This window comes from Clostridium sp. HGF2 (assembly GCF_964240115.1).
Classification (GTDB): Bacteria; Bacillota_I; Bacilli_A; order Erysipelotrichales; family Erysipelotrichaceae; genus Clostridium_AQ; species Clostridium_AQ innocuum.
Genome location: NZ_CAXSSO010000002.1, coordinates 435,315 through 449,495 on the forward strand (window position 1 = coordinate 435,315; position 14,181 = coordinate 449,495).

Here is a 14,181-nt window from a genome sequence, read left to right on the forward strand (position 1 = left end):
CCTAGTAAAATCAAAGATAAAGTTTTATAATAGAGAAGTAAGTTATGCAAGGAGGAAAACAAATGACTAAGAAATTTATGTCAATGGACGGTAATACTGCAGCCGCACATTGTGCGTATGCATTTACCGAACTATCTGCGATCTACCCGATCACTCCATCTTCACCAATGGCTGAGGTTGTTGATCAGTGGGCTACACAGGGTCGCAAGAATATTTTTGACAGTGTTGTAAAAGTTGCTGAACTTCAGTCCGAAGGTGGAGCAGCTGGTGCAGTACATGGTGCTTTACAGGCAGGATCTCTGGCTACAACCTTCACGGCTTCTCAGGGTCTGCTGCTGATGATTCCAAACATCTACAAGATGGTTGGTGAGTGTCTGCCAGGCGTTATCCACGTTGCAGCTCGTGCACTTGCTACAAGAGCACTGAACATCTTCGGTGACCATGAAGACATATATGCATGCCGCCAGAGCGGTGTATGTATGCTGGCTTCCCATTCTGTACAGGAAGCTATGGACCTGGCTGGTGTAGCTCACCTGGCTGCAATCAAGGGGTCCGTACCATTCATGCACTTCTTCGATGGATTCCGTACATCTCACGAAATTCAGAAAATCGAAGTTATGGATACAGATGTATTCAAGGAACTGGTTGACAAGGAAGCTCTTGCTAAATTCCGCAAGAACGCTTTAAATCCTCACACAAACCCGGTAACACGCGGTGGTGCTGAGAACGACGACATCTTCTTCCAGGGTGTGGAAGCAAGAAACAAACACTTCGATGCAATTCCTGACATCGTTGCTGACTACATGAAGAAAATCAGTGAAATCACTGGTCGTGAATATGCACCGTTTACTTACTATGGTGCAAGTGATGCAGAACGTGTAATCGTTGCTATGGGCTCTGTAACAGAGGCTGCTAAAGAAACAATCGATGCGCTGACTGCTGCCGGAGAAAAGGTTGGTATGATCAAGGTTCACCTGTACCGTCCGTTCTCTGTAAAATACCTACTGGCTGTACTGCCGGAAACAGTTAAGAAAATTGCTGTACTGGATCGTACAAAGGAAACAGGATCCATGGGAGAGCCTCTGTATCTTGACATCCTGTCTGCACTGAAGGACAAAGACATCGAAATCATCGGTGGACGTTACGGTATGGGGTCCAAGGATACACAGCCTTACCACATCAAAGCTGTCTTTGATGAACTGAAGAAGGATGAAATGAAGAACAGCTTTACCATCGGTATCGTTGATGACGTTACCAACCTGAGCCTGGAAGCAGATTCCAACTTCCACGTTCCAGCTGACTACACTTCTTGCTTATTCTGGGGACTGGGATCAGACGGTACGGTTTCTGCAAACAAATCCACTGTCAAGATCATCGGTGACAATACAGATCAGTATGCACAGGCTTACTTTGCATATGACTCTAAAAAAGCCGGTGGTGTTACCCGTTCTCACCTGCGTTTTGGAAACTCTCCAATCCGTTCCACTTACTATATCGGTAACGCAGACTTCATTTCCTGCTCACTGGATGCTTACATGTTCAAATATGACATGGCGAAAGATATCAAGGAAGGCGGAAGCTTCCTGTTGAATACTACCTTCTCCAAGGAAGAAATCGTTGAGCACATGCCAAACCGTATGAAGGCTCAGCTTGCTAAAAAGCACGCAAAATTCTACATCATCAATGCAACAAAGATCGCTCAGGAAATCGGTATGGGACGTAGAACCAATACGATTCTGCAGTCTGCATTCTTTGCACTGAATGAGCAGATCATGCCATATGACACAGCAGTCGAGCTGATGAAGGCAGCAGCTAAAAAATCCTACTCCAAGAAGGGGGATGCTGTTGTACAGCTGAACTACAAGGCAATCGATGCCGGTAAAGCCGGAATCGAAGAAATCACGGTGGATGCAGCTTGGGCTGATCTTCCATTCGATTCCAGCCGTAAGCTGACTGGTGACGAATATTTCGATAACCATGTTGCAGTAATCAACGGTCTGGAGGGCTATGATATGCCTGTCAGCGCATTCACAGGAGATTTCCTGCTGGATGGCTCTATCCGTAACAACGTGGCATTTGAAGAAAAACGTACCATTGCCGTACAGGTACCTACATGGCACCCGGAAAACTGTATCCAGTGCGGTATCTGTAGCTTTGTATGTCCGCATGCAACGATTCGTCCGTTCCTGTTAACAGAGGAAGAAGTAGCTGCAGCACCAATGGCATTTGAAACAATTACACCAATGGGTAAGGGTGTTGAAAACCTGAAATATCGTATCCAGGTTACTCCTGCAAACTGCGTAGGCTGTGGTCTGTGTGCGGTTGAGTGTCCTGGTAAAGCCGGTAACAAGGCTCTGGAAATGGTTGACATCAACGAAAAGCTTGGTGAGGAACCACTGGCAGATTACCTGTTCAAGCACACGGAATACAAGACTGGATTCTTCCCTGCTGATACGGTTAAGGGATCCCAGTTCATGATGCCTTACTTTGAAGTGAGCGGAGCTTGCCCGGGCTGTGGTGAAACTCCGTACTACAAGCTGGTATCTCAGCTGTTCGGTCATGACATGCTGGTTGCAAATGCAACAGGATGCTCTATGATCTACTGTTCTTCAACTCCTTCCACTCCGTTTGTAAATGACAGCAATGGAGAAGGTGTTGCATGGGCGAACTCTCTGTTCGAAGACAATGCTGAATTCGGATATGGTATGGCTCTGGCTCAGAACTACAAGGAATCAAGAATCCTGAAGACAATGGAAGACAACATGGAAAATGTTGAGCCTGCTCTGAAGGAAGCATTTGCTAAATATCTGGAAGTACACGGTGACCGTGATGCGGAAAGAGAAGTTGCTCCGACAATCAAGGAACTGGCTGCAAAATCTGATATCGCTATGGTAAAAGAGCTGGCAGACGTTGACCTGGTTTCCAAATCTATCTGGATCGTCGGTGGTGACGGATGGGCTTATGACATCGGTTACGGCGGATTAGACCACGTACTGGCAAACAACCTGAACGTGAATGTTCTGGTTCTGGATACTGAGGTTTACTCCAACACAGGTGGACAGTCCTCCAAATCCAGTCAGGCTGCATCTATCGCAAAATTCGCTGCAGGTGGTAAGACAACTGCGAAGAAGGATCTGGGACAGATCGCTATGGCATACGGACACGTATATGTAGCAGCTATCTCTATGGGAGCAAACAAAAACCAGACACTGAAGGCACTGAAGGAAGCAGAAAGCTATGATGGACCATCTCTGATCCTGGCTTACTCTCCATGTGCTGAGCACGGTATCAAGGGCGGACTTGCTAACCACCAGAGAACACAGGCAAAAGCTGTTGAGTGCGGATACTTCGATCTGTATCGTTATGACCCAAGAAAAGAAACTCCTCTGACAATCGACTCCAAGGAGCCTGATTACGAGAAGATGCTGGACTTCATGATGACAGAAACTCGTTACAGCCAGCTGCCTAAGGTAAAAGGTGAAACAGCGTACGAAATGTTTGAGAAAACAAAGAAGGACGCTATGAAACGTCATAAGAGATTACTTGCAATCGCAAAAGAAGAAATGTAAGAAATCATAAAAAGGATTGGATACGTCCAGTCCTTTTTTTCAAAAGAAAGAGGGGATGCACATGAAACTGCCTTTTCGTGATAAAGACGTTATACGATCCATACGACCCTGGATTTACCTGAGTACCTATATTCTTCTGCTTGGATTTCTCCTTGTGCATCTGCAGGACTTGAAAAACGGCTTTGATTTTGTATTATCCGTGTTTAAATCCCTGCTGTATGCCATTGTCTTTGCCTATGTTTTAAATCTGCCAATGAAGCATATTGAGGGCTTTCTGCTTCGCCATACAAAGCAGGATTCCTTTCTCCAAAAGAAAAAACGTGTCATTTCCATGATACTCACGTTTCTGCTTGCTCTGATTTTAATCATTCTTATCGGCAGTATCATCCTGCCTAGCATTATCGATTCTCTCATATCCCTTATGGAAAATCTAACCTCCTTCTTTACGAATATTGTGAAGAATATCGATGAGGTGCTGGCATATTTCCATATTGATTATCGAATCGAGAATATTACACAGGTTGAGCAGTTCATTCAGATGCCATGGGAGAAAATCGTTACCAACGTAATCAATCTGCTGTCCGGCAGTGCCAGCGGGATTTTATCAAGCGCTACCGGCTTTGTTTCCAGCTTTGCTGTCGGCTTTACGGGCTTTATGTTCTCCTTGTATCTGCTTAGCGGGAAAGAAAACTTCATACGCCAGATGCGCAAGGTGACAGCGGCCTTTCTCGGATATGGAAATTCAAAGATCGTTTTCCGCTATGCTGCACGTGTAAACCGGATATTTTCCAGCTTTATCGGCGGGCAGCTGACGGAGGCCTGTATTTTGTGGGTTTTGTATTATATCTTCATGCGGCTGTTTCAATTCCCGTATCCGGAGCTCATCTGTACACTGATTGCCGTTTGTTCCATGGTTCCGGTATTCGGCTCCATGTTTGCTATGAGTGTCGGAGCGATTATGATGCTGTCCAAGGATCCCTTACAGAGTGTATGGTTTATCATATTCTATCAGATACTCAGCTACTTTGAGGATAATGTCATTTATCCCCGTGTGGTTGGCAATTCCGTGGGACTCCCCGGTCTCTGGGTGCTGCTTAGTATTTTTGTTTTCGGGGATCTGTGGGGTGTCTTCGGTATGATTATGGCAGTACCGACAACAGCATGTCTGTATGTTTTCTTTACGGAATATGTGAATCACCGTTTGCGAAAGCAGAGGCTGATTGTAACAGAGAAAACCGTGTATCAGGAGGATGAAGAGGAGCATTCTGCATAAGATAAGGTTTGTGGAATCGGTATGCAAATCATCTCATTTCCGTCACGCAAAAGGTAGGAATTTCCTGATTTATCTGCTATAATTACATCAGTTTGAAAGTCAGGTGACACGGTGGCAAAGCAAAGAAAGAAAAAAAGAGGAATCAATCCGATTCGACTGCTGATCGTAGTTGCGATGGAGTTTCTGGTCATACTGGGGCTGCTGATCATATGCGTGAAGGTTTTTCCGGACAATCCTATCCTTGCGCCTTTGTTCAGTAAAAAGGCAGAGACACCCGTTGTTGTTCTTGATGCCGGACATGGCGGCTATGATGCGGGTAGTACCTTTGAAGAGCTGTATGAAAAGGATGTTACACTTGCTCTAGTTAAGGATATCGGTGCTCGATTGGAAGCAAACGGCTATCCTGTTCTGTATACGAGACAGAGTGATGCTGTATCCTGGCCGGCGAATGAGATTGAAGATCTCAGCGAACGTGTCCGTATCTCCAATGAAAGTGATGCCCGTCTGTTTGTTTCTATACATACCAATGCGGCAGAAGTGGTAAATGGCTCCTATGGCTATGAAATCTGGGGGAAAATGAAGGAGCCGAGGGTGAAGGCTCTGTCGGAAAATATTTTAAAGGAGCTGGATTCTCTGGGCTATTCTCAGAATCGGGGCATGAAGGATCAGGATCTGTCTCCAATTCAGGTGCTGCAAAATAATAAGCTGCCCTCCATTCTGATAGAAGCCGGCTTTCTCGCCAGTGAGAACGACCGTCTGTATCTGATCGATGATGCAAAACGGAAGGTTTTTGCGGATAAAATAGCGGATGGCATTATCAAGACATTGGAGGATGAAAAGAAATCGGATAGCAATCCATGAAGCGTGGAGTAAATCCCGCAATCGTGGATTGCTTTTTATATGGAATTTCGTCATACTATAGATAAAGGAGGGATGGTGTATGAACAAAGAGCAATTTGCGGAAAAGATTATAAAGCTGCGCAAAAAGAAGGGGTACACGCAGGCACAGCTTGCAGAGCTGCTGAATGTCAGTAATAAGGCAGTTTCACGATGGGAAACGGCTGAGGGGTATCCCGACATTACATTACTGAAGCCGCTGAGCGAGGCATTGGGAATCAGCTGTGATGAGCTTCTCGGTGATACGGAAAGCTACAGTGATTTGTCGCGCTATGATTTACAGCGCTATCTTCCCTATGCACTAACTCTGCTTGCATTGCTGCTGTATTATGTGTTTTTAAAGCTTCAGATATCCCAACTGCTTTCCTTTGCGGCTTTTTTAGGCATGATGATCTTCAGCTTTGTACTCATGATTCAGCATACGGATAAAAAGGGACTTCCTGCGCTGACCCGCTGGAATCTGCTGCTGGCTTATTTCCCGCTTGTTTCCGTCCTGCAATATGTGTATATCCTATACCTGTTTCTGCAATTCGGTTTTTCCAGTTTGCTGGATGTGATGGCGATGCAGACGGAAGAGGTATTCAATCCTTACAGCCTTCTCGTGAACGGATTTGAAACCGGCATTACCATATATCTGCTGATGTATGTGGCTGCCTTTCTTTTGCTTGTGGCAGTGTATGGCTTTTTACGGCATACGTTCATTATGCGCTATGATATTGGCTGGAACGCCCTGCATAAAAGAGTACATGTAAAAGAACAGGAGGAAAAGAATATCCTGTTTCGCAGATGGTCAAGTAAGGGGGAAGCTATTTTACGTATTATGATGCCGCTGGCAGCCGCTGTGACACTGACAGTTATATTTCTTCTGCTGTATCAGGAATATCGTTCACTGATTGATCAATTCCATAATTCAGTACCTCCGGATTATTCCGGCAATGACTATGCGCTGACAGTATCTACCGAGCAGTTGCGTGTGTGCAGAGGAAGGCTGCTGTTGATTTTGGGTGGCTCCTGTCTGTTACAGCTGCTTGCGATTATGAAAAGCAAAAGAGTGCTGTATTACATTTCCAATGTCAGTCTGTTGTTCCTATACGGCGTGATTACGCTTTTGTTCACAACGATTGTAGACCGTTTCTATATAAAGCTTCCATTTGCATTTGCAATACCGGCGGGTATCGGCATGATCATGTGGTATTGCCGCGATATCCTGCAGAAAAAAGGAAAACATGGGACAGGGAATAAAAAAATATAGAAAAACATAATATCCAGCGGCTGTCTCACTTGCGGTGGCTTGGAAATAAAAGAAATTAAAACGATCAATCTCACTTTACAGTCGTCATTGATCGTTTTACGTTTATACAGTCTATTGATATTAATTAAGAATCCGAGTCACCTTGATCAGTTCTTCTCTCCTTGATGAGGAAAGAAATCTGATAGCCTTCTCCAATCAGAAGCAGCCCATAGGTGACTGTGAGAAATAGCTGCTCATTTTGAAAAACACTGTAGGCAATTGGACTGAGTGACGCAAATACATCAGGCAGCCAGATCAAAAGGGTATAGACAATAACTGCAATTGTATTCAAAAGCAATGCGATTCCGTCATATTTCTCCATAATATTGAGAATATAAAAGAATATAAATATCGTACAGATGACAGCTGTCAGCGTAAGCATATCCGTATACGTATCATACTGCATGAGGGATGCAGCCTGTATTCTCCAGCGTTCCTCCAATATGCATACCGCAAGTATCAAATAAGGAAACAGAAACAGAATTGCTCGTTTAAGGGTAGACATAATATCGCCTCTTTCTGATTGTTTTATACAGTATAACACACTTTTCTCTTATATGGTATACGGAAGAAATTCGTTAAAAGCTATCACAGTGCAGCAAAAGATAGCGCTACCACTGGAAAAAAGGGGCTAAATAAGGTACAATGAACGTAAGAAAACAGGGGAGTGAAGCCGTAATGAAAGACGTTGTTCATATTATCGGGCACAAGAATCCGGATACGGATTCCATTGTATCGGCAATTGCATATGCACAGCTGAAGCAGAAGCTGGGAATCAATGCCATTGCCTGCCGTTTGGGAGAATTGAATCCGGAAACGGATTTTGTTTTAAAGAAATTTCAGGTTCCGGAACCGGTGTATATTCAAAATGCCAGAGTCAAGCTGTATGATGTACCGTTTGATGAACCGCTGCTGCTGAAAAAGGATGATACGATAAAGGAGGCGTGGGACCGCATGGGGATGCGTTCCACCAGCGCATTGTTCGTTGTGGATGAAGCACAGAAGCTGATTGGTGTTGTTTCCCTGTCGGATATGACAAATATCCTGATGAGCGATAAGGGAGAAAAGCCGATTTCCCTTATGAAAAACACATCCTGCGAGAATATCCGCAAGGTTTTGCAGGGCGAGTTTCTGTATGAATGCGAAGCGTATCGCACAAATGGAAGAATTCATATCTTATGCAGTCGGAATGCGGAGTACAGCGACATCAGCTATCGTGACAGCATCGTCGTTGTAAATGATGATTTGAAGCTGCAAAAGCGTGCGTTGAGTGATGGGGCCGGCTGTATGATCCTGGTGGATGTGGATATCATTTCCCAGGGAATTATCCGCATGGCGAAGGAAGCAAACTGTACGATTATCAAAACACCGCTGAATATGTTTCAGGTAGCCCGCAGCATGTATCGCTCACCAAGTGTGAAGCTGATTATGAAGCGTAAAATCATCAGCTTCAACAACCATGCCTATATTGATGATGTATACAAACAGATGTCGAAATCCAGATTTCGTTCCTATCCAATTGTTAACAATCAGGGCGTGGTGCTGGGCTCGATTTCCCGCTATCACCTGTTGAATTATCAGAAGAAAAAATTCATCCTGGTCGATCATAACGAGCTTTCTCAAAGTATTGATGATTTGAAGGAGGCGGAGATTCTGGAGGTTGTGGATCATCATCGCATCGGTGATGTGGAAACGACAACACCGATACGCTTCCGTAACGAAATCATCGGCAGTACGGTATCCATCATCGCCCGCATGTACAAGGAGGCGGGTATTGTACCAGAAAAGAAAACGGCAGCGATCATGTGCTGTGCGATTATCAGTGATACGATGAATTTCAATTCTCCTACGACCACTCCCGTTGACAGGGAGCTGGCAAAGGAGCTGGCAGCTGTCGCCGGCCTTGATCTGGATGCCATGGCGAAGGAGATGTTTGGAGCGGTTGCCACAATCAAGGGAAGAAGCATGTCCGAAATCCTGTATAATGATTTCAAGGAATACAATATTGACGGAAGGCGGATTGCGATCGGTCAGATCAATATCGCCGATGAGCAGGAAATCGTGGATGTACAGGATGAAATTCGTTCCTATATGAAGAAAATTAACGAGATAAATAAATTCGATCTGCTGATGATGTGCTTTACAGCCGCAGACGGCAGTGGAAGTAATCTGGTGTTTATCGGTTCTCTGAGTTCTCTTGTGGATGAAGCCTTTAAGGAGGATATTATGGATGATCTGTATTTTGTGGATGGTGTCATTTCACGTAAGAAACAGATTATTCCTTCTCTTTCCAAATGTCTGGAAGCCATGTAGTATAGAAAAAGATGCCGGCGGCATCTTTTTTCTATACTACATCTGTACGTAATTCTTTCCGTTTCGTTTGGCGATATACAGCCGCTGGTCAGCTTCATTGAACAATTCCTGCAGTGCAGAAGTCGGGTGCTCCTGATAATAGCAGCCGATGCTGATGGTGAAGGATATCGTACCGTTTTCCGTGGCGATCCTGCAAGCTTCACAGGCGTAGCGGATATCCTCGGCCAGCTCATACAATTCCTGCTTACTGATACTGTCAATCAGGAGGATAAATTCCTCACCCCCGAAGCGTGCGATGATACCGTGACGCTGTTTTTGCCTCATGATGGCGGTTACCCGGCGGATTACCTCATCCCCCTGCATATGTCCGAAGGTATCATTGATTTTCTTAAAATCATCAATGTCCATCATCAGGACGCCAATGGAATGTCTGTTCTGCAATACCTCCTGCAGCATAGTTTCTCCATACTGCATAAGGGCACTTCGATTGTAGATACCGCTGAGGTAATCATAGCTGGACTTATCCAGCGCATCCTCAAACTGCAAGACATTGTGGATGGCGATTGCAATGTAGTCGGCGAAGACCTGCAGCAGTCGCTGGTCTGTTCGGCTGAAGTTCTCCATCTGATTTGATTTCATGCAGAATATGGCCAGTATAGTTCCCTGATAGGTAATCGGCTGCAGCAGCATAGAGCGCGTCTTCTCATCGTAGAGTGATCCAAGACTTTGGGTGATAGCAGATTCCGGTGTAAGGCTGGGCAGCTTTTGCGATGCAGCTTTGCGTATGCATTCCCTAAGAATGGGATGTGTTTCCAATTCATAGCAGGTATCATTGAGAGAATGAAATAATCCTCTTGGTTCTTCATAAAGCAGAACCTCCCAGTTATCAAAGGAAAAGATGCGTCCGGCATGCTGTTCAATGACATGGAAAAGCTGTTTTCGGTTCAGACAGGAGGTCACCGTTTTCCCAAACTCAGTCATATCAAGCAAACGGTCATACAGAACCTCATAGGAAAGCATGCGATTCTTTTCCCAGACATCTTCGATTTCCTGCCGATACATATCATCAATGAAGGCGGTGTAGGTTATGGAAAGCTCGTGTGCCTGCCGCATATAGGAATATGCTCTTGCATGATCATTCAGACATTCATAAAGCTTTGCTGCTTCTTCAAGAATATGGCGCTTATGACCAAGCAGCTCGTCCATGTGAGCCAGCAGATGCTCGTAATACTCCTGAGCCTTTTCATAATCCTTCTGATACATGTGGTAGCGTGCTAAAGACAGGTACACCTCATTGTTATCGAGGTGATCATTTTTTGAAAAATCATAGGTTTGCGTCAGCGTCTGAAACCATTGCTCGGCGAGCGGCCGGTTATCATCGATGATTGCTGCCTCCATATATTGCTTGTAGTAAATGCTGGGATCAAAATATTCACTTTTAATAAGCTCCTGCATATGGGCTTCCAGAAGCTTACGCACCTTGTCCGTTTCTCTGGCATAAAGATACAGGCTGGACAACAGAAAAATCGTGATGAAGAAATTACTTTCTCCGATAAGATCACGTTTCTCCAGTGTTTCCTCCACCTGTTGAATAGCTTTTTTGTAAAGCCCGAACTCCCGCAGGATGATGGCTCCGTTATTCAGAAAAGCGGAGTAATAGGAAATCCGTCCACCCTTCTCAGCCAGCGGCATGGCAGCTGCAATCTCCTGATAGGCGGCTCCGTAATTTTCCTTTAGAATATTGGCCAGTACAGCATTGTTGGCTACGGTCAGTATGCCGTCACGCTCTTTATAATCCGGAAGCTGCAGAAACAGCTTTCTGGCTTTTTCATTATAGGAAATCGCCAGATCGATATCCGAGGCATAGGTTCTGAAAAACAGCATGGCATAGCCCAGCGGTGTTGCATAGGGATAGTGCTGTGTTTCTGCAATCTCAAGAAAACGCCGGAGAACAGCATCGAGCTCACTGCCGCAGCCGAGCTGTTCCAACACCAGCTTTTTAATGCTTTCACAAACATTCTCATCACTTTGAAAGCGTTCCAGATAATCATCAAACGCTTTGTGGATTTCCTCTTTCATACAATCACCTTCGCTTATAATACTTATATGATACATCATTTTATAGCCCTTTGTGCATATATTTCAAATATTAATATAAAATATTGTTTACTTTCTTTTCGTCTTCTGTTATAAAATAAAGATATATTTATGGGGAGGGATAAATATGAACAAAATAGCAATATGTGATAATAATCCGAAAGCAAAAGAACAGATAAGAAAATGCTGTGAAAAATATGATGCAAAGGAAGGAAATATAAATGAATATTATGAATTTTCCTCCGGTGAAGATTTGCTGGCATCTTCTTTGCATTTTGATTTAATCTTTTTGGATATTGAAATGGATGATCTAAATGGTATTGAAACAGCAGAGCAGATTCGTAAGACAGATATGAATGTATTGTTAATTATCGTATCTGGTTATTCGAAATATAAAACAAGAGCTTATGGACTTCATGTTTTTGATTATATGGACAAACCATTTCGGTCCTCACAGATTGAGCATGTGTTACAAGAGGTTAAGCGATATCAGAAGCTCATGGAAACAAAATTTACTGTTTTTCGAACAACAGAGGGAGTGACAAAACTCAATATTAAAGAAGTTTTATATCTTGAGTTCAAATCGCGTAAAACACATATTTATACAACTAATGGAATCTACATAACAAAAGAAACATTAAATGAATGTATGAATCGTTTAAAAGAATACGACTTTTTTTCACCTCATCGTGCATTTATTGTGAACTTTTATCATATCCGTTCATTCGACAGCTCCTCAATCCTCCTAGACGATCAGGAAAAGACAGCACTTCCTATATCGAAATTAAGAGTTAAGGAATTTCGGGAGGAATTTCTAATGTATTTAGAAAAGGCGGTATCCCATGTATGATGAATTTATCATCCTTTTTCGAATTACTCACACTGGCAGCAGCCATTGTGTATAATAGTGTTTTTCTTGATTTTTTTGAATGTAGATACAAGGCTGTTATCTCAAACTCAAAAAACGGTTTATTTTTGATTGTTGTATCTGTATTGCCTCTTTGGTTTCATATTGAATATCCGTGGAATTTTGTTATTTGTTGGTGTTTTATGTATCTATATTTGTTTCTTACTTTTCGTGTGTATATACATAAGGATATATTTATCAATCTCATGTTACTCCTGCAAGCGATTGCCATGTTATTTACAGTATTTTTCTTTGTACATTTTCTAACTCCTACCACAATGGAAAATACGAGTGCTTCCTTTAGTATAACAACGGCAGTTTCATCTGTACTGTTTCTGTTATCCTACAGAATTCTTATTCGACCGATAGATTTTACTGTATTTCATCGTCTGAGCTTCGGTGATATCATCTTCTGTCTGGTTTTTTTTACATTTTCTTTGATGCTGTTGGCTGGTTTATCTTATCTCTCGCAATGGTATAATGCCATGATTATAGAATTTACCATTTTCTTATTAGCGGCATTTCTGTTAATGTTTTTATTATTTTTTATACGTCTTTTCTATAAATTATGTTCCAGCTATGAAACAGAAACAGAGCTGTACAAGCTTCAGAAAAAAGAGGAATTGACATTTGCATATTATAAGAAAAATGAAAAAGCACAGACAGAAATGGCATATTTGCTACATGATATTAAAAATCATCTGTTGCTTCAGGCTACAGGAAATAATGAGATGATAAACACATATGTCAGCGATTTACAGGCACAGATTGAGGATATGGAGCCTAATTTCTATTCTTCTATCCCCATTTTGCAAATGCTGTTTACAGATAAGATAGAGGAAGCTAAAAAACTAAATATCCAATTGGACATCTATAATGAAGATAAGGAAATGACTATGTTTCAGGAGTACGACTTGATCACAATGTTTTCTTTCTTGCTGGAATATGCATTTAATGAAATAGGTGCCATGACAGGAAAACGCTCTGTAAATCTAGTAATTAGAGAAATACAAGGTATGTTGGTTATCAGGGAAACATTTACAGTTATAGCTTCTGAAAAGGGAAAGGAAACAAGGACCGTTCCATATCGTCGAATACAGAAGATTGTGGATAAATATGGGGGAACCATTAAGATAGAAACAAAGGAAATTCAATGTCTCATCCTGCTTGTATTTCCATGTTCTCCATTGTAATCGTCATTTTAGACAGGAATTCTGCCATGTTATACAGTTCAAGCTTTCTTTTTTGAATAATATGATACTCTATGTATAAGAATAGTGCGAGTCACAGAAAGGAGAAAAGAGAATAGGACTCTGTCTATTCAGAAAAGGAGAAAATTTATGAAAACAGGAAAAAGGAAGTATGCAATGAGTGCGGCATTCGCGGCATTTCTTGCTTTATCGGCTGTTTCACCAATCGCTGCGGCGTATGAAGACAATGATGTGGATTATCAATTCCACATATTGAAACAGCAACAAAATAGCAGAAAGACCGGCAGATATCGTGGTACGGCTGATGTGAACAATGCATGGAAGGTATGGATGAAAAGATCTGAAGAAGGCGCATGGACATATACGACTTACTGGCTGGAGCATTACAATGGAGATAATGTTGCTCCTTCCCATTCTATCCGTGTCGAAGATGGTCCACAGTATTATAATACGTATTCATCCGCAAGCCGATCTACTGTTTATTTAACAGCAGAGAATAATAATAAAAATGACACTGATTATTTTGTATCAGGTGTTTGGGACGAAGAAACAGGGAAGCGTTATTATCCGTAAGGGAATACCTGCAGCTAAGCTGCAGGTAATTCTTAAAAAGAAAGGTGATT

At 42.8% G+C, this 14,181-nt stretch carries 10 protein-coding genes; 8 read left to right on the forward strand and 2 right to left on the reverse strand.

Going from position 1 to position 14,181, the window contains the following annotated elements:
• Nucleotides 1–62 precede the first annotated feature (62 nt).
• The 4 genes from nifJ to ACESPQ_RS05890 all read left to right on the forward strand — a co-directional run bounded on the left by nifJ (nucleotide 63) and on the right by ACESPQ_RS05890 (nucleotide 6,991).
• Complete coding sequence (gene nifJ, locus ACESPQ_RS05875) at nucleotides 63–3,569, forward strand: pyruvate:ferredoxin (flavodoxin) oxidoreductase (protein WP_373144070.1); 3,507 nt, start codon at nucleotides 63–65, stop codon at nucleotides 3,567–3,569.
• Nucleotides 3,570–3,630: 61 nt separating this feature from the next.
• A complete protein-coding gene (locus ACESPQ_RS05880) occupies nucleotides 3,631–4,842 on the forward strand; it encodes an AI-2E family transporter (RefSeq protein WP_002608272.1) in 1,212 nt (403 codons plus the stop codon).
• A gap of 111 nt (nucleotides 4,843–4,953) precedes the next feature.
• Entirely contained in the window at nucleotides 4,954–5,703 is a 750-nt protein-coding gene (locus ACESPQ_RS05885; RefSeq protein WP_008727446.1) for an N-acetylmuramoyl-L-alanine amidase, read from the forward strand.
• 79 nt (nucleotides 5,704–5,782) lie between these two features.
• Nucleotides 5,783–6,991, forward strand: coding sequence for a helix-turn-helix domain-containing protein (locus tag ACESPQ_RS05890; RefSeq protein ID WP_109770410.1), 1,209 nt, complete (start codon nucleotides 5,783–5,785; stop codon nucleotides 6,989–6,991).
• Between the two features lie 124 nt (nucleotides 6,992–7,115).
• Here the strand turns inward: ACESPQ_RS05890 and ACESPQ_RS05895 are convergent, their stop codons facing one another.
• Nucleotides 7,116–7,535 (reverse strand): hypothetical protein, encoded by a 420-nt coding sequence (locus ACESPQ_RS05895; protein WP_002608275.1) that lies wholly within the window; start codon nucleotides 7,533–7,535, stop codon nucleotides 7,116–7,118.
• A gap of 173 nt (nucleotides 7,536–7,708) precedes the next feature.
• On the opposite strand from ACESPQ_RS05895, the gene ACESPQ_RS05900 reads away from it, so the two are divergent.
• Nucleotides 7,709–9,343, forward strand: a complete 1,635-nt coding sequence (locus ACESPQ_RS05900; RefSeq protein ID WP_002608276.1) for a putative manganese-dependent inorganic diphosphatase — start codon at nucleotides 7,709–7,711, stop codon at nucleotides 9,341–9,343.
• A 36-nt stretch (nucleotides 9,344–9,379) separates the two neighbouring features.
• Here the strand turns inward: ACESPQ_RS05900 and ACESPQ_RS05905 are convergent, their stop codons facing one another.
• A complete protein-coding gene (locus ACESPQ_RS05905) occupies nucleotides 9,380–11,422 on the reverse strand; it encodes a diguanylate cyclase (protein ID WP_038274428.1) in 2,043 nt (680 codons plus the stop codon).
• Between the two features lie 145 nt (nucleotides 11,423–11,567).
• Here ACESPQ_RS05905 and ACESPQ_RS05910 point away from each other — a divergent pair, with 145 nt between their 5' ends.
• The 3 genes from ACESPQ_RS05910 to ACESPQ_RS05920 all read left to right on the forward strand — a co-directional run bounded on the left by ACESPQ_RS05910 (nucleotide 11,568) and on the right by ACESPQ_RS05920 (nucleotide 14,131).
• Nucleotides 11,568–12,290 carry a LytR/AlgR family response regulator transcription factor gene (locus tag ACESPQ_RS05910; RefSeq protein WP_002608278.1) on the forward strand — a complete coding sequence of 241 codons (723 nt, stop codon included), beginning with the start codon at nucleotides 11,568–11,570 and terminating at the stop codon, nucleotides 12,288–12,290.
• Complete coding sequence (locus ACESPQ_RS05915; protein ID WP_233105506.1) at nucleotides 12,287–13,540, forward strand: hypothetical protein; 1,254 nt, start codon at nucleotides 12,287–12,289, stop codon at nucleotides 13,538–13,540. The genes ACESPQ_RS05910 and ACESPQ_RS05915 overlap by 4 nt, the downstream gene beginning before the upstream one ends.
• A gap of 147 nt (nucleotides 13,541–13,687) precedes the next feature.
• Nucleotides 13,688–14,131: a DUF2712 domain-containing protein gene (locus tag ACESPQ_RS05920; protein WP_257363207.1), complete on the forward strand. Its 444-nt coding sequence runs from the start codon at nucleotides 13,688–13,690 to the stop codon at nucleotides 14,129–14,131.
• Nucleotides 14,132–14,181 lie beyond the last annotated feature (50 nt).